16 protein-coding genes are annotated in these 16,038 nt (G+C 68.7%); 7 read left to right on the top strand and 9 right to left on the bottom strand.

The window, feature by feature from the left end; genetic code table 11:
* Positions 1 to 4 precede the first annotated feature (4 nt).
* Genes AC1RL8_RS24320 through AC1RL8_RS24305 form a run of 4 tightly spaced genes read left to right on the top strand, consistent with a single transcriptional unit; the run spans position 5 to position 3,859 of the window.
* Positions 5 to 1,663 carry an FAD-dependent oxidoreductase gene (locus AC1RL8_RS24320; protein ID WP_492687017.1) on the top strand — a complete coding sequence of 553 codons (1,659 nt, stop codon included), beginning with the start codon at positions 5 to 7 and terminating at the stop codon, positions 1,661 to 1,663.
* A complete protein-coding gene (locus tag AC1RL8_RS24315; RefSeq protein WP_139700740.1) occupies positions 1,660 to 1,878 on the top strand; it encodes a DUF2783 domain-containing protein in 219 nt (72 codons plus the stop codon). Before AC1RL8_RS24320 ends, AC1RL8_RS24315 begins: the two co-directional genes overlap by 4 nt.
* On the top strand, positions 1,875 to 2,840 hold the full coding sequence (locus AC1RL8_RS24310; RefSeq protein ID WP_492687018.1) for an MBL fold metallo-hydrolase: 966 nt from the start codon (positions 1,875 to 1,877) through the stop codon (positions 2,838 to 2,840). Before AC1RL8_RS24315 ends, AC1RL8_RS24310 begins: the two co-directional genes overlap by 4 nt.
* Positions 2,841 to 2,884: 44 nt before the next feature.
* On the top strand, positions 2,885 to 3,859 hold the full coding sequence (locus AC1RL8_RS24305) for a Bug family tripartite tricarboxylate transporter substrate binding protein (RefSeq protein WP_492687019.1): 975 nt from the start codon (positions 2,885 to 2,887) through the stop codon (positions 3,857 to 3,859).
* 10 nt (positions 3,860 to 3,869) lie between these two features.
* Here AC1RL8_RS24305 and AC1RL8_RS24300 read toward each other — a convergent pair whose 3' ends face one another.
* Genes AC1RL8_RS24300 through def form a run of 5 tightly spaced genes read right to left on the bottom strand, consistent with a single transcriptional unit; the run spans position 3,870 to position 6,916 of the window.
* Positions 3,870 to 4,211 carry an AzlD domain-containing protein gene (locus AC1RL8_RS24300; RefSeq protein ID WP_095747259.1) on the bottom strand — a complete coding sequence of 114 codons (342 nt, stop codon included), beginning with the start codon at positions 4,209 to 4,211 and terminating at the stop codon, positions 3,870 to 3,872.
* Entirely contained in the window at positions 4,208 to 4,948 is a 741-nt protein-coding gene (locus AC1RL8_RS24295) for an AzlC family ABC transporter permease (protein ID WP_492687020.1), read from the bottom strand. Before AC1RL8_RS24295 ends, AC1RL8_RS24300 begins: the two co-directional genes overlap by 4 nt.
* A complete protein-coding gene (fmt, locus tag AC1RL8_RS24290) occupies positions 4,948 to 5,904 on the bottom strand; it encodes a methionyl-tRNA formyltransferase (RefSeq protein ID WP_492687021.1) in 957 nt (318 codons plus the stop codon). The genes AC1RL8_RS24295 and fmt overlap by 1 nt, the downstream gene beginning before the upstream one ends.
* A complete protein-coding gene (locus tag AC1RL8_RS24285) occupies positions 5,901 to 6,398 on the bottom strand; it encodes a hypothetical protein (protein WP_095950492.1) in 498 nt (165 codons plus the stop codon). The genes fmt and AC1RL8_RS24285 overlap by 4 nt, the downstream gene beginning before the upstream one ends.
* Positions 6,395 to 6,916 carry a peptide deformylase gene (gene def, locus AC1RL8_RS24280; RefSeq protein WP_070063231.1) on the bottom strand — a complete coding sequence of 174 codons (522 nt, stop codon included), beginning with the start codon at positions 6,914 to 6,916 and terminating at the stop codon, positions 6,395 to 6,397. Before def ends, AC1RL8_RS24285 begins: the two co-directional genes overlap by 4 nt.
* A gap of 160 nt (positions 6,917 to 7,076) precedes the next feature.
* Here def and AC1RL8_RS24275 point away from each other — a divergent pair, with 160 nt between their 5' ends.
* The 3 genes from AC1RL8_RS24275 to AC1RL8_RS24265 are packed head-to-tail and all read left to right on the top strand — an operon-like array spanning position 7,077 to position 10,072.
* Positions 7,077 to 8,300 (top strand): LysM peptidoglycan-binding domain-containing protein, encoded by a 1,224-nt coding sequence (locus tag AC1RL8_RS24275; RefSeq protein ID WP_095950491.1) that lies wholly within the window; start codon positions 7,077 to 7,079, stop codon positions 8,298 to 8,300.
* 33 nt (positions 8,301 to 8,333) lie between these two features.
* Entirely contained in the window at positions 8,334 to 9,476 is a 1,143-nt protein-coding gene (gene dprA, locus AC1RL8_RS24270; RefSeq protein WP_492687022.1) for a DNA-processing protein DprA, read from the top strand.
* 59 nt (positions 9,477 to 9,535) lie between these two features.
* On the top strand, positions 9,536 to 10,072 hold the full coding sequence (locus AC1RL8_RS24265) for a Smg family protein (RefSeq protein WP_139700756.1): 537 nt from the start codon (positions 9,536 to 9,538) through the stop codon (positions 10,070 to 10,072).
* 58 nt (positions 10,073 to 10,130) lie between these two features.
* On the opposite strand, the gene AC1RL8_RS24260 is transcribed toward AC1RL8_RS24265, so the two are convergent.
* The 4 genes from AC1RL8_RS24260 to yajC form a co-directional block, all read right to left on the bottom strand.
* Complete coding sequence (locus AC1RL8_RS24260) at positions 10,131 to 12,530, bottom strand: DUF1631 family protein (RefSeq protein ID WP_492687023.1); 2,400 nt, start codon at positions 12,528 to 12,530, stop codon at positions 10,131 to 10,133.
* A gap of 112 nt (positions 12,531 to 12,642) precedes the next feature.
* Complete coding sequence (gene secF, locus AC1RL8_RS24255) at positions 12,643 to 13,605, bottom strand: protein translocase subunit SecF (RefSeq protein WP_062478240.1); 963 nt, start codon at positions 13,603 to 13,605, stop codon at positions 12,643 to 12,645.
* 18 nt (positions 13,606 to 13,623) lie between these two features.
* Complete coding sequence (gene secD / locus AC1RL8_RS24250; protein WP_062478237.1) at positions 13,624 to 15,507, bottom strand: protein translocase subunit SecD; 1,884 nt, start codon at positions 15,505 to 15,507, stop codon at positions 13,624 to 13,626.
* A gap of 89 nt (positions 15,508 to 15,596) precedes the next feature.
* Positions 15,597 to 15,932, bottom strand: a complete 336-nt coding sequence (yajC, locus tag AC1RL8_RS24245; protein WP_062478234.1) for a preprotein translocase subunit YajC — start codon at positions 15,930 to 15,932, stop codon at positions 15,597 to 15,599.
* Between the last annotated feature and the right edge of the window lie 106 nt (positions 15,933 to 16,038).

Below are 16,038 nucleotides of genomic sequence, written 5' to 3'. Positions count from 1 at the left end.
AGCCATGGAAAACTTTGCATTCGCACCGGCCTACGAGTTGCCGGTCTGGCCCTTTACGCCACCGCCCGAACTCGGCAGTGCGCAGGTGGTGCGCCACCCGGTCGTGATCGTCGGCGCCGGCCCCTCGGGCCTCACGCTGGCCTGCGACCTCGCGCAACGCGGCGTGCGCGCCGTGCTGCTCGACGAGGACGACACCGTGGGCGTGCGCGGCGCTTCGTCGCGCGGCATCTGCTATGCGCAAAAGAGCCTGGAGATCTTCGAGCGCCTGGGCATCTACGAACGCATCGCGGCCAAGGGCGTCACCTGGTCGTTCGGGCGCACCTTCTCGGGCAACGAGGAGGTCTACAACTTCAACCTGCAGGCCACGAGCGTCTCGACGCAGCCGCCTTTCGTGAACCTGCAGCAGTTCTACATCGAGTGGTTCCTGGTCGATCGCATTCTCGAACTCGGCGTGACCGACCTGCGCTGGAAGAGCCGCGTGACGCACGTCGAGCCGCTGGCCGACGGCGTGCGCATCGACGTCGAGACGCCCGCCGGCAGCTACACGATCGAGGCCGACCACCTGATCGACGCGACGGGCGCGAACAGCCCGATCCGCACGCAGCTCGGCGTGGCATCGCATGCCTCGCGCAGCACCGACCGCTGGTGCATCAGCGACGTGCGCTTCGAGAAGCCGTTGCCCACCGAGCGCTGGACCTGGGTCGACGCGCCCTTCAACGAAGGCCGCGGCGTGTGGCAGCACCTGATGGCCGACGGCGTGTGGCGCATCGACTACCAGATGCCCGAAGACTGCGACCCGGCCGAGATCAGCCGCCCCGAGGTGGCCGGTGCGCGGCTGCGCGAACAGCTCGGGCCCGACGTGGCGTTCGAGTTCGTGTGGATCGGCCCGTACGGCTACCGCGACCACCTGCTCGAGCGCTTCCGCCACGGCCGCGTGTGCTTCATCGGCGATGCCGCGCACGTGGTGAGCCCCTTCGGCGCGCGCGGTGGCAACACCGGCATCCAGGACGCGGCCAACCTCGGCTGGAAGCTCGCGCTGGTCGCGCAGGGCCAAGCCGGCGACGCGCTGCTCGACAGCTACGACGCCGAGCGCCGACCGGCCGCGCAGCAGAACCTGACGGTCACGAGCCGCTCCGCGCGCTTTCTCGCGCCGCGCTCGCCGGCCGAGCACACGCTGCGCCGCGCCGTGGTGGCGCTGGCCAAGCGCCACACCTTCGCGCGCGCGCTCGTCAACACGGGCCGCATGTCGGTCGCCAACGACTACCCCGCCGCGCCGCTGCTGCCCGAGGGCGCGCGCACGGTGCAGAACCTGCCGCTGCGCTGGGCCGACGGGCGCCAGACCACGCTGATGCAGCTGCTGGCCGAGGGCACGCAGTGCCTGGGCCTGTGGTTCGCGCCGACGCGCGCACAGGCGCAGGCCGCGAGCGATGCCACGGCCGCACTGCCGCTGCGCCTGCTGGCCGTGGGTGGCGACAGCGGCCTGCCGACCTTGCAGGCTGACGAAACGCTGGCGCGCCACCTCGGCATCGACCCCAGTGCAGCGGGCGGCTTCGTGCTCGTGCGCCCCGATGCCTACCGCGCCGCGCTCCTTGCGCAAGCCACCCCCGACACGGTCACCGCCGCCGTCCGCACGGCGCTCGCACTCCCCGCTTCGTCCTCATGATCACCGAGCCCCGCATCCCCGACCCCGACGGCTTCTACGCCGCGCTGCTGGCCGCGCACGAAGGCCGCACCGAGGCGCAGAGCGCCGACCTCAACGCCCGCCTCGTGCTGCTGCTGGCCAACCAGTGCGCCGACCAGGCCGTGCTGCTCGCCTGCATCCGCGCGGCAGCCGAGGCCGACGACGACATCCCCACGACCACGACAACACCTCCATGACCGCCACTGTCTCTTTCGCTTCCGCCTCCGACACCCGCGAGCAGAAGCCCCGGCTGCAGGAACTCGCCCCTGGCGCCTACGGCTACATCAGCGACTTCGATCCCAACTGCGGCTTCGTCGTCGGCGACGAGCAGGTGGTGCTGATCGACACCCGCCCCACGCCGCGCATGGCGCGCGACTTTCTCGCGGCGATCCGCAGCGTGACCGACAAGCCGATCCGCACCATCGTGCTCACGCACTACCACGCGGTGCGCGTGATGGGCGCCAGCGCCTTCGACGAGGTGCAGGAGATCGTCGCCAGCAACGGCACGCTCGACTGGATCCGCACGCGCGGCCAGGCCGACTTCGAATCGGAAGTGGGCCGCTTCCCGCGCCTGTTCGCGGGCGTGGAAGAGATTCCGGGCCTGACCTTCCCGACCACGGTCTTCGAGCGCGAGATGACGCTGCCACTGGGCGGTGGCAGCGAACTGCGGCTCATGGCGTTGGGGCGCGGCCATTCGAGCGGCGACACCGTGGCCTGGCTGCCCGACAGCGGCGTGCTGTTTGCGGGCGACGTGGTCGAGAACCACTGCGGCGTGTACGCGGGCGACGCCTACATCGGCGACTGGGCCGGCACGCTCGACGCCGTGCGCGCACTCAAGCCACGCGTGCTGGTGCCCGGACGCGGCGCGGTGCTGCAAGGCGAAGCCGCCTGCGCCGAGGCGATCGGGCTCACGAAGGACTTTCTCTCGACGCTGCTCGACAGCGTGCGCGCGGGCATTGCCGCGGGCGAGACGCTCAAGGGCTGCTTCGCGCGCGCCGAGGCGGCCATGACGCCGCGCTTCGGCAGCTGGCCGGTGTTCCAGCACGTGCTGCCCTTCGACGTCTCGCGCGCGTACGACGAGCTGCGCGGCATCGAGCATCCGGTCGTGTGGACCGCCGAGCGCGACCGCGAGCTCTGGCAGGTCCTGCGCGGCACCTGAGCCGCCCCTCACCAATTTTCAACAAAGCAACGGAGACAAAAACGATGAAACGCCTTCTTCCCCTGCTGGCCGCGACCCTCGCGCTCGCCACCGCGCCCTTCGCGTCGGCGCAGCCTGCGGCCTACCCCAGCCAGCCCGTGAAATGGATCGTGCCCTACGTGGCCGGCGGCGGCACCGACAACCTCGCGCGTTCGCTGGCCGAGGCCATGCAGCCGTCGCTCGGCCAGCCGCTGATCATCGACAACCGCCCCGGCGCGTCGACCAACATCGGCGTGTCGGTGATGATGCAGGCCAAGCCCGACGGCTACACGATCATGCAGGCCGAGAACGCGGCGCTGCTGTTCAACGAGCACATGTTCGCCAAGCTGCCCTACAAGCCGGCGACCGACTTCACCTACATCGGCACCATCGGGCGCTTCCCGGTGGCGCTGGTGGTGCACCCCGACTTCCCCGCGAAGAACGTGGCCGAGTTCGTGCGCTACGTGAAGGCCAACCCCGACAAGGTGAGCTACGCCTCGCCCGGCAACGGCTCGCCGCACCACATGGCGATGGAGCTGTTCAAGCAGAAGGCGGGCCTCACGATCACCCATGTGCCGTACAAGGGCGCCGCGCCCGCCATGACCGACGTGATGGGCGGCCAGGTGCCGACGATGATGCTCGACCTGGCCTCGGGCCTGCCGATCATCAAGTCGGGCAAGGTGCGCGTGCTGGCCATCGCGCTGCCGCAGCGCGCCAGTGCGTTGCCCGAGGTTCCGACCTTCGTCGAGGCCGGCTTCAGCGACGTCAACGCCTACGCCTTCCACGGCCTGATCGGCCCGGCCGGCATGCCGCCCGAGGCCGTGGCGCGCATCAACACCGAGCTGCACAAGGCGATGAAGGCACCGAAGGTGGTGAAGCTGTTTGCGGAGTTCGGTTTCGAGGCGCTGCCTGGCACGCCGCAGGACTTCTACAAGCTCTCGCGCGCGGAGAGCGAGCGCTGGGGCAACATCATCAAGACCGCCGGCGTGAAGCTCGACTAGTCTGAGCCGATCACCAGCCCAGGCCGAGGTGCAGGGGCAGGTAGACGGCCATGCCGGCCAGCATCGTGCCGAGCACGCCGCGCCGCCAGAAGTAGTAGGCGCCGCCGACGACCGCCGCGTAGAGGCGGGCGTCGTGCAGCGTGGTGATCAGGTGGCCCTGCGTCATCACGATCTCGGGCGCGATCACGCCGGCCAGCGCGGCGGCCGGCGCGTAGTGCAGCGCGCGGTGCGCCCACTCGGGCAGGCCCCAGGGCCGGTCGAGGATGAAGAAGAAGCAGCGCGTGAGCACGGTAACGCCGGCGAGGCCGGCGATCACGGCCAGGGACCACCAGTCGGTGCCGCCGCCGCTCACTTGTCGTCCTCCGCGTCGGGGTCGAGCCCGAACTGCTTTTCGAGCCAGAAGCACAGCAGCACCGCCACGCCGATCGCGACCACGATGTTGAGCTTGAGCGGCAGCGCGTAGGCCGCGACCGCCGTGGCGCCCGCGATGAGCGCGGCCAGCACGCGCAGCCGCGTCGTCGCCATCGAGCAGACGATGGCCACCAGGCTCAGCACGCCGGCAAAGCCCAGGCCCCAGGTCTGTGGAATGAAATTGGCCAGCGCGATGCCCAGCAGGCTCATGCCCATCCACGCGCACCAGGTCACGAAGTAGTTGCCGGTGAGGTAGGCCTCTTGCGCCAGCCGCTCGGCGGCCGTGGTCGGCGGGGCCGTGTACTGCTTCGTGAAGAGCGCATAGCTCAGGTCGGCCGTCAGGTAGCCGTGCAGCAGGCGGCGCCAGCGCGGCATGTGCATGAGGTAGGGCCGCAGGTGCAGGCTGAACACCACGAAGCGCAGGTTCACGCAGAAGCCCGTCGCCAGGATCACCCAGGCCGGCGCGCCCGCGGCCAGCAGCGGGATGGCGGCCAGCTGCGAACTGCCGGCGTAGACGAACAGGGTCATCGCCACGGCCTCGAGCACGCTCATGTCCGACTTGACCATGGCCACGCCGGTCATCAGGCCCCAGGCGCCGATGCCGAGCGCGGCCGAGGCCATGTCGCGCATGCCGGCGCGGAACTCGGGCTGGCGGCGCAGCGTGGGCGAGAGGAACATCAGCCGAAGACCTGGCCGGCCTTCAGGTCGAAGCCGCGCAGGAAATCGGCCGCGGGCAGGCGCTTGCCGCCCGGGCGTTGCAGTTCGGTGAGCACCACGGTGGCGTCCGACGCCGCCACGGCGACGCCGGTGGCGTCGGCCGAGACGATGGTGCCGGGCGCGGCGCCTGCAGGGCCGGGCGCCACGTGCGCGGCCCAGAGCTTGACGGTTTCGCCGCCGAGCGGGCTGTTGGCGCCGGGGAACGGATCGAAGGCCAGCACGCGGCTCACGATGGCCGCGGCCGGCTGCGTCCAGTCGATCAGCGCTTCGTGCTTCTCGACCTTGTGGGCGTAGGTGATGCCTTCGGTGGGCTGCGGCGTGCGAACCAGCTGGCCGATCTGCGCCAGTGCCTCGACCACCATGCGCCCGCCGAGCGCGGCCAGCCGGTCGTGCAGGCGGGCGGTGTTCTCGCCGGGCGCGATGTCGAGCGCCTCGCGCAGCAGCATGTCGCCGGTGTCCAGGCCGGCGTCCATCTGCATGATGGTGATGCCGGTCTGTGCGTCGCCGGCCTCGATGGCGCGGTGGATCGGCGCCGCGCCGCGCCAGCGCGGCAGCAGGCTGGCGTGGATGTTGAGGCAGCCGTGCACCGGCAGGTCGAGCACCCACTGCGGCAGGATCAGCCCGTAGGCCGCGACCACCATCACGTCGGGCTGCCACGCGAGCAGCGTGTCGCGCGCGGCGGTGGCCTCGTCGGGGTACTTGCCGTCCAGCCGCAGGCTGCGCGGCTGCGCCACGGGCCAGTTGTGGGCCACGGCGCACTGCTTGACGGGCGACGCCTGCAGCTTCATGCCGCGGCCGGCGGGCCGGTCGGGCTGGCTCATCACGCCGACGATGTCATGGCCGGCGGCGGCGATGGCCTCGAGGGCGACGCGCGCGAACTCGGGCGTGCCCGCAAAAACGACTTTCAACGCGCTCAATCCCGGATCCGTTCGAATTCGAGGTCATCCCCCGTGTGGTACCGGCGCACCACGCCGGTGGGGTCGATGTAGATATAGAGCATGCGGCGCTCGTTGATGGCCTTGTAGCGCCAGGTCCAGACGGTGCCGTCGAAGGAGCTGACGCGGCTGATTTCGTAGGGCTTGCCGTAGAAGGCCAGCACCTCGTTCTGGCGCCAGCGGTCGACCTGGATGTCGTGGTCGAAGCGCGCCTCGGTGAGCACCTGGGTCACCGAGACGACCTTGCCGGACGCGTCGAGGTCGATGTCGACCACCTCGAAGCCGGCCGGCATGCGCGAATATTGCAGGCGCTCGCCGCCGCCGTTGAGCGGGTAGCGGCCGGTGGGCGCGCCCAGGCGCTGCAGAGTCTCGGCGGCCGAGGTGCCGGGCTGGATGCGCGTGGGTTCGCTGACGCAACCCGCCAGGAACAGCAGTCCGGCGGCGGCCAGCGAGGACCACGCAGCCCGGTGGCTCATGCCCGTGCTTCTTTCATGTCCTCGCGCTGCTGCTTGAGGAGCTTGCTCTTGATGCGGTTGCGCTTCAGGGGCGACAGGTATTCGACGAACACCTTGCCCATGAGATGGTCGAGCTCGTGCTGGATGCACACGGCCAGCAGGCCGTCGGCCTCGATGGTGTGGGTGTTGCCGTCGGCGTCGAGCGCCTGGACCTTCACCGAGGTGGAACGCATCACGCCGTCGTAGATGCCGGGCACCGAGAGGCAGCCCTCTTCATTCAGCACCTTTTCGTCGCTGGCCCAGGTGATTTCCGGGTTGATGAGCACGATCGGCTCGTTGCGCTCTTCGGAGACGTCGATCACGACCACGCGCTCGTGCACGTCGATCTGGGTCGCGGCCAGGCCGATGCCGCTCGCGTCGTACATGGTTTCCAACATGTCGGCGACCAGCGTCTTGATGCGCGCGTCCACGCCCTGCACCGGCTTGGCCACCGTGTGCAGGCGCTTGTCGGGGTAACTCAGAATGATTCGTTTGGCCATGAAATCGGGGGGAAGTTGTGGCTATTTTCGCCAATTCCGCGACGCGTCGCGGCGCATTGACGCGAAAACGTTGCCCTTGCAAGGGCTTCGGGCGCAGAATTCGTAGCAAATTGTGAGATTCGTATGCGCCACGATACTTCGTGCGCTCACCCATCCAGACATGACACAGCCCAGCTCCACCGAACACCAGCGCCCGACCCTTTTTGCCTTCTGGACGGCCGCCTTGGCAGTGGCCGGCAGTTGCGGCGCCACGGCGGCCTGGGCGCAGACGACCTACCCGGTCACGCCCCAGCAGCGCGCCACCGCCCAGCAGACCGCCCAGGCCGGCGTGCCGTTGAGCGAGCTGTCGCCGAAGGCGCCCGACGAGTACACCGTCAAGCCCGGTGACACGCTCTGGGCCATCTCGCGCCTGTACCTGCTGCGCCCCTGGCGCTGGCCGGAGCTGTGGGGCATGAACATCAACGAGATCCAGGACCCGCACCGCATCTACCCGGGGCAGGTGCTGTACCTGGACAAGAGCGGCGGCCGCGCGCGCCTGACCACGCGCCGCGGCGTCTCTGGCGGCGACGGCGGCACCATCAAGCTGTCGCCGCGCACGCGCTTCGACTCGCTCGCCGGCATGGCCCTGCCCACGCTCAACCCGAGCCTGATCGAGCCCTTCCTCAGTGAACCCATCGTGGTCGACGCCAACACGCTCGACGCCGCGCCGCGCATCGTGGCCGGCAACGACAGCCGCGTGCTGCTGTCGCGCGGCGACCGCGCCTATGCGCGCGGCAACGCCGAGTCGCCGCTGGTCGAAAAGCCGGGCCCGGTGCAGCACTACCGCATCTTCCGCAGCGCCACGCCGCTGAAAGACCCCGGCACCGGCGAAATCCTCGGCTACGAGGCGCAGTACCTGGGCAAGGCCCAGCTGCAGCGCGGCGAATCGACCACCATCGAGACGACCGGCGACAAGGACGTCATCACCGTCGTGCCGGCCAGCATCGACATCATTGCGTCGCGCGAGGAAATGCGCGCCGGCGACCGCCTGCTGCCCGAGCCGCCGCGCCAGCTGCTGAGCTACGCACCGCGCGCGCCCTCCACCCAGGTGGACGGCCGCATCGTGTCGGTCTACGGCAATGCCGTGCAGTACGCGGCGCAGAACCAGGTCGTGGCCATCAACAAGGGCACGCGCGACGGCGTCGACAACGGCCACGTGCTGGCCATCTTGAAGAACGGCGAGACCATCCTCGACCGCACCGGCGCCCGCAAGGAAACGATCAAGCTGCCGAACGAACGCATCGGCCTGCTGATGGTGTTCCGCACCTTCGAGAAAGTCTCGTACGCACTGGTGCTCGAAATCAACGACACTCCCCGCGCCGGCGACTTCCTCGTCAATCCCTGACACGCGCCTGAGGCTTCTTTCTCGCACACTCGTTTGGAACGCGCAGAACTCGCAGGCTGGCTGCGACTTTCACTGACACCAGGCGTCGGCGACGGCGCCGCACGCCGCCTGCTCGCGGCCTTCGGGCTGCCTGACGCGATCTTCGCGCAGCCCGAGGCAACGCTGTGCGAAGTCGTCAGCACCGCCCAGGCCGCCGCGCTCAAGCAGCCGCCCTCCGGCCTGCAGGCGCAGGTCGACCAGACCTGGCAATGGCTGCACCCCGCGGACGACCCCACTGGCGGCGCCATCACGCGCCGCGTCGTGACGCTCGGCGACGCCGGCTACCCGGGCTCGCTGCTCGAGATGGTCGACCCGCCGCTGATGCTTTACGTGCTCGGCGCCGCCGCCTTCGACCTCACGCAACTCGGCCGCAGCCTTGCCGTGGTCGGCAGCCGCAACCCGACACCACAGGGCGCCAGCCATGCGCGCGCCTTTGCGCGGGCGCTGGGCGAAGCGGGCCTGCCCGTGGTCTCGGGACTGGCGCTCGGTATCGACGGTGCGGCGCACCTCGGCGCGCTCGACGCGGCCGGCGACGCCCCGGTGCTCGCCACGGTGGCCGTGGTCGGCACCGGCCTGGACCGCGTGTACCCCGCGCGGCACCGCGACCTCGCGCACCGCATCACGCTGCAGGGGCTGATCGTGAGCGAGCTGCCGTTGGGCACGCCGCCGCTCACGCAGAACTTTCCCAAGCGCAACCGCCTCATCGCGGGCCTGGCGCGCGGCACGCTGGTGGTCGAGGCGGCGCTGGCATCGGGCTCGCTCATCACCGCGCGCCTCACGTCGGAGCAGGGCAAGGAAGTGTTCGCGATCCCGGGCTCGATCCACTCGCCGCAATCGCGCGGCTGCCATGCGCTGATCCGGCAGGGCGCGAAGCTGGTCGAGTCGGTGAACGACATCCTCGAAGAACTGCCGCCGCTCGCACCGGCCGCTCACACGGTTGCCAGCGACACGCCCTCGTCGGCCCCGGAACATCCGCTACTCGATGCCCTCGGCTTCGATCCCGTGAGCCTCGATGCGCTGAGCGCACGCACCGGCTGGAGCGCGGCTCAACTGCAGGCGAAGATGCTCGAGCTTGAACTCGACGGGCATGTCTCGCGGCTGCCCGGCGGCCTGTTTCAAAGAGCAGCCGTCGGCTGACGCACGAAGTGCACGAAAGCCTGGGGACACACGACAGATTCCTCGGCTATATTGGGCCCATGTTCGAAGTGCTCGTGTTTGTGTATGAAAACTACTGGCGCGGCGATGCCTGCCCCGAACCCGAACAGCTGGGCCGCAAGCTCAGTGCGCACGGTTTCGAGGCGGACGAAATACGCGACGCCCTGCAGTGGCTCGATGGCCTGAGTCTTGCCACGCAAGGCCTGCAGTTTGAACACCAAGCCAGCGAAGGCGATGACGACAACGCCATCACCACTGCCCGCGTCACGCTGGGCGGTGCGCCCGATGCGGCGCTGCCCCAGTCGAGCCAGTCGATGCGCGTGTACTCGCCGTCGGAGCAGGAACACCTCGGCGCCGAGTGCCTCGGCTTCATCCGTTTTCTCGAACTGTCGAACGTGCTGCCCTGCGGCCTGCGCGAGATCGTCGTCGAACGCGCGATGGCCGCGCCGGGCGACCCGGTGGCATTGGACGAACTCAAGATCATCGTGCTGATGGTGCACTGGAGCACCGGCATCGAGCCCGATGCCCTCGTGCTCGACGAACTCTGCGAGAGCCGCGAAGGCCGCACGGCGCACTGAACTCGCCCCCAGGCAGTTCAAGCGCTCCCCGGCACAGACGAAACAGCCGCGCGGCTGACTAGTTCAGCAGCCGCTCGGGATTCGCATCGAGCTTCGCCAGCGCCTCTCGCGTGGCGCGCGCGGTGAGCGTCTCTTCCTCGGCCGGCACCAGCAGGCCGGCCTGCAGGTACATCGCCAGCCGTCCGGCCTGGATGAGGAAGCTGCGGCCGTCGGCCGAGGCGAACAGGTGCAGCTGCTTGCGGTCGCTGCGCCAGACGAACTGGACCTGGGTCACGCGGTCGTTGTGGTCCAGCATGAACCAGTTGCCCACCTGCAGCTCGTGCGTCCACGCGAGCATGTCCTCGGCCACCCTGACGCCGGCGGTGTCGGAAATGACCTCGATCGCGGTCGCGTCCACGCCGAGCAGCAACTCGATGCTCTGGGCGTCCAGCGGCAGGCTGGAAGCGCTGCCGTCGTCGGTCACGAAGTCTTCCAGGTGCGCCAGCCGCTCGGCCATGGCCTCGATCTTGGCCTGGGGAATGGCCTCGGTCTTCGACATGAAGGCGTCGGTGAGCGTGGCGCCGATGGTCTTGATGTGGCCCTCTTGCGGCTCACCGACGATGCCCAGCAGGTCCATGCCCTGGCGCAGGCGCTGCAACAGCTGCGGCAGGTCCTGGATCACGCGGGCGCGGTCGGCGCGGTTGGGCTTGGCGCTGGCGGCCCAGACCAGCTCGGAGGCCACCCGCTTGAGCATCACGGTGTGCTCGCCCTGCGCGCCGTAGCGCAGCGCGGCGATGGCCAGCACCTCGGCCCAGACCTTGAACAGGAACTCGCGGATCTCGTCGCGCACCGGCATGTCGTTGAGCATCTTGCGCAACTCGATGGTGTACTGGATCGCCATCGTCTCCTTCTGCTCGACCTGCTGCGCCACGCTCATGACGCGCTGCGTGGCGTCGCTCTGCGTGAGATAGCGGCTGAGAAAAGCGACGAACTCGTCGAACACCAGCTTGAACACGCGCTGGCCGGTTTCGGGGTACTGCTCGATCACCTGCACCACGCGCTTGATCTCGTTCTCGAGCGCGCTGCCGGTGATGGCGGCGGCGTCGAAGCCCATCACGCAGGAACCCATGCGGTCGATCAGCATGCGCGCGGGGTGCTGCAGGGTGCCGAAGAATTCGGGCTCGGCGATGGCCACGCGCAGCACGGGCATCTGCAACCGCGCGAACCAGACGCGCGCGGAGAACGGAATGCGCTCTTCCGCGAGGATGGCCTGGAACATCAGCGCCACGATCTCGACCGTGGCCTTGTCGGCCGTGGTGGGCGCGCGCTTCTTGAGCTCGGCGGTGCGCCGGCGCAGGTCGACGGCGGTCTGCTGGATCAGCGTGGCCTGCTCGCCGCCGCCGTCGATGTACTGCGTGGCCGCCATGCGGTAGGCGACCTCGGCATCGGCGATGGCGCCGGCAAAGGTGCGTGAAAACACGCGGGGCGCGGCCACACCGCCACTGGTGCCGGTCGTGCCACCGCCCGGTTGCGAGGCGCCGGCCTCGCCGCCGATGCGCGCGGCGACAAAACGCTTGAGGCTCAGCAGCGCAGTCTGTGCGCGCTGCCGCGCGAACGCGAGCGGCGAGCTGCCCATCATCGAACTGGAGGCCGGCCCCGACGACGGCACGGACGCCGCATGCGAGGCCTGGAAAGCGAAGCCTGGACGCTGCGGCTGCGATGGCTGTTGCTGGCCGTGCGGCACGGCTGCACCTGTCGGCGAGCCCTGCCCCATCGGCATGCTCGACGACACCGGCATGCCCATGGACGACGGGCCGCCGCCCGAATCGCCCGTGCGGCGCACGAAGCTCTTGAGGTCGATTTCGGGCATCACGCCCTGTGCGATCAGGAAGGCGTTGGCGCTTTCGTAGGCCTTCACGACCACATCCGCCAGCGCCTGCTGCGCCGTGCCCTGCACGCGGCCCCAGGCCTCGCGGCTCAGGCCGGCGGCCAGCCACTGCTCCACCAGCAGCTTGGCCAGGGTCTCGGGTTTCAGCACGTCCCGGGCGTCGAACTCGTGCGTGCCTTCGAGGTGCTGGATGCGCAGGCGCAGGTCGCTGAGCTCGAAGCTGGCCTTGTCGTGGATGGTCTGTGCGAGGCGCGAGGCGAGGATGTTGCTCTCGACCACCTCATCGCCGATGAGCTCCAGCCGCAGCGCCGCGGGGGCCGACGAAGTGGCACCCGCCGGGCCCGTGCCCAGCGCCTTGCGCCAGCCGGTCTGCGCCAGCGACACCCACTGCGAGGCATGGCCCTGGAACGCCACGAGGTCGTCGCGGCTTTCCTGCATGGTGCGCGCGCTGCCGACATCGGAGGCCACCGCGGTCAGCCGGTCGCGAATGGCCTGGGCCAGCGGAGCGATCGCACCTTCCGTGGCCGCCACGAAACGCTCACGCGCCTCGCGTGCGAGCTGCAGGGAAGAAGCGGACCGCGCAGTGCTCATTGATGGATCGGAAAGGCCGGAGAGAACGGTTCATCGGCGACAGCCCCGAGCTTGCATCGGGATGCGCCACCGCACAAGTGCGGGTGACGCGAAGCTGGCGCCGAAGTATCCCTCAGACGACGGCGCCGGCGTTCGGGTCGTCGCCGCCGGAGTCGCCGTCGCGCTTGACCGGCGGGCCCTTGATCAGGTCCTCGCGCTTCACGCCCAGCCACATCGCGATCGCGGCGGCCACGAAGCACGACGAGTAGATGCCGAAGCAGATGCCGATGGTCAGCGCCAGCGCAAAGTAGTGCAGCGTGGGGCCGCCGAAGAAGAACATCGACAGCACCACGAGCTGCGTGGAGCCGTGGGTGATGATCGTACGGCTGATGGTCGAGGTGATCGCGTTGTCGATGACTTCGGTGGTCGTCATCTTGCGGTAACGCCGGAAGTTCTCGCGCACGCGGTCGAAGATCACGACCGACTCGTTCACCGAGTAGCCCAGCACCGCCAGCACCGCCGCCAGCACCGCCAGCGAGAACTCCCACTGGAAGAAGGCGAAGAAGCCCAGGATGATCACCACGTCGTGCAGGTTGGCCAGCACGGTGGACAGCGCGAACTTCCATTCGAAGCGGAACGCCAGGTAGATCATGATGCCGATCACCACCATGGCCAGCGCCTTGATGCCGTTGGAGGTCAGCTCGTCGCCGACCTGCGGCCCGACGACCTCGATGCCGCGCTGCGTGGCCGACGGGTCGACCGACTTCAGCGCCTGCATGACCTGCGCGCTCTGCTGGTCGGAGCTCATGCCCTTCTGGGTGGGCAGGCGGATCTGCACGTCGCGCGAGGTGCCGTAGTTCTGCACCTGCACTTCGGGATAGCCGAGCTTGGTGACGGCCTCGCGCACCTTGCCGATGTCGGCCGATTGCTCGTAGGCCACTTCCATCACCGTGCCGCCGGTGAACTCCACCGACAGATGCAGCCCGCGGTGGAACAGGAAGAACAGCGCCAGCGCAAAGGTTGCGAAGGAAATGATGTTCAGCACCAGGGCATGGCGCATGAACGGGATGGTCTTGTGGATGCGGAAGAATTCCATGGCGATGGTCCTCGGCCGTTACTTGGTGTCGACCACGGCCGTGCCGTCGGTCTTGGGCCGCCAGACGGTGCCGATCGACACAGACTTGAGCTTCTTCTTCTGGCCATACCAGAAGTTCACGAGGCCACGCGAGAAGAACACGGCGGAGAACATCGAGGTGACGATGCCGATGCAGTGCACCACCGCGAAGCCGCGCACCGGGCCCGAGCCGAAGGCCAGGAGCGCAATGCCCGCGATCAGCGTGGTCACGTTGGAGTCGAGAATCGTGCCCCAGGCGCGGTCGTAGCCCGCGTGGATGGCGGCCTGCGGCGAGGCGCCGTTGCGCAGCTCTTCGCGCACGCGCTCGTTGATCAGCACGTTGGAGTCGATGGCCACGCCGATGGCCAGCGCCATGGCCGCGATGCCGGGCAGCGTGAGCGTGGCCTGCAGCATCGAGAGAATGGCGACCAGCAGCATCAGGTTCACGGCCAGCGCGATCGACGAGAACAGGCCGAACAGCGCGTAGTAGGCACACATGAAGACCATGATGGCCAGGAAGCCGTACATCACGCTCTTGAAGCCTTTTTCGATGTTGTCGGCGCCGAGCGTCGGGCCGATGGTGCGCTCCTGGATGATCTCCATGGGCGCGGCCAGCGAGCCGGCGCGCAGCAGCAGGGCCAGGTCGCTGGCTTCGGCCACCGTCATCGAGCCCGAGACCTGGAAGCGGTTGCCCAGCTCGCCGTTGATCGACGGGGCCGTGAGCACTTCGCCCTTGCCCTTCTCGAAGATCAGCATGGCCATGCGCTTCTTGTAGTTCTCGCGGCTGACGTCCCGCATGATGCGGCCGCCCTTGGCGTCCATGGTCAGGTCGACCTTGGGCTGGTTGCTCTGCTGGTCGAAGCCGGGCTGGGCGTCGGTGAGGTTCTCGCCGGTGACGAGCACCTGCTTCTTCACGATCACCGGGCGACCACCGCGGTCGAGGAATTTCTCGGAGCCGAAGGGCACCGGCGCGCCGCTCAGCTCGGCCGCGCGGCCTTCGGCGCTTTCGTCGACCATGCGCATTTCGAGCGTGGCGGTGCGGCCCAGGATTTCCTTGGCCTTGGCCGTGTCCTGCACGCCGGGCAGCTGCACGACGATGCGGTCCAGGCCCTGCTGCTGGATCACCGGCTCGGCCACGCCGAGTTCGTTGATCCGGTTGTGCAGGGTCGTGATGTTCTGCTTGAGCGCGGCGTCCTGCAGGCGGCGGGCCGCCTCGGGCTTGATGGTGGCGGTCAGGCGCCAGTTGGTGCCGTCCTGCGTGTCGGTGGTGCTGAGGTCGGGGAACTGGTCCACGATCAGGCGCTTGGCGGTCTCCAGCGAGGCCGCGTCGCGGAAGGTCACCTCGACGGTCTGGCCGTTGCGGCTGACCTGGGTGCCGCGGATGCTCTTGTCGCGGAAGGTGGTGCGCAGGTCGCTCGCGAACGATTCGGCCTTCTTGTCGATGGCGCCCTTCATGTCGACCTGCAGCAGGAAGTCGACGCCGCCGCGCAGGTCCAGGCCCAGGTACATCGGGAACGCATGCAGCGACGTGAGCCACTTGGGCGAACGCGACAGCAGGTTCAGCGCCACCGTGTAGGGCGGGTCGCTGGCGTCGGGCACCAGGGCGCGCTGCACGACGTCGCGCGCCTTGAGCTGGTCGTCGGTGGTGGTGAAGCGGGCGCGCAGCGAGCCGGCGTCCAGCGTCACCAGGTCGGGCGTCAGGCCGGCCGCCTTCAGCGCCTCCTCGACCCGGGTCTGGGTGGCGGCATCGACCTTGACGGTCGTCTTGGCCGCGGACACCTGCACCGCGGGTGCCTCGCCGAAGAAATTGGGCAGGGCGTAGATGAGCCCCACGAGCAGCACGATCACGATGATCGTGTACTTCCAGACCGGGTAACGGTTCATGAGAAGGCGCTTTTCACAAGCGTTTCAGAAATGGAACACGGCGTGACTTGGGGCCCTGCGCCCTGAAGCGCAAGGTTCAGCTCACGCTTTTATTGCTTGACGGCGCCCTTGGGCAGCACCTGGACCACCGCGCTGCGCTGGATCTTGATCTCGACGCCGTTGGCGATTTCCAGGCCGAGGTACTGGTCGTTCAGCGAGGTGATCTTGCCGAGCACGCCGCCGGCCGTGGCGACTTCGTCACCCTTGGCCAGGGCTTCGATCATGGCGCGGGCCTCTTTCTGGCGCTTCATTTGCGGGCGGATCATGACGAAATACAGCACCACGAACATCAGCACCAGCGGCAGCATGCTGCCCAGCGAAGACAACATGTCGCCACCACCGGCGGCTGCGGGCGCGGTTTGAGCGAAAGCAGAGGAAATGAACAAGAGAGTCTCCAGCAGAGGGAAGAGAGAAGAAAAAGACTTCAGATGCGCGGGCCGGGCCCGCGGTTCCGCGCCCACGAGGGATGCGGGCCGCAAGTCAAAGGCTCGG

The organism is Variovorax sp. GW822-FHT04E09 (genome assembly GCF_058800845.1).
This window is presented reverse-complemented; position numbering and strand designations above follow the sequence as displayed.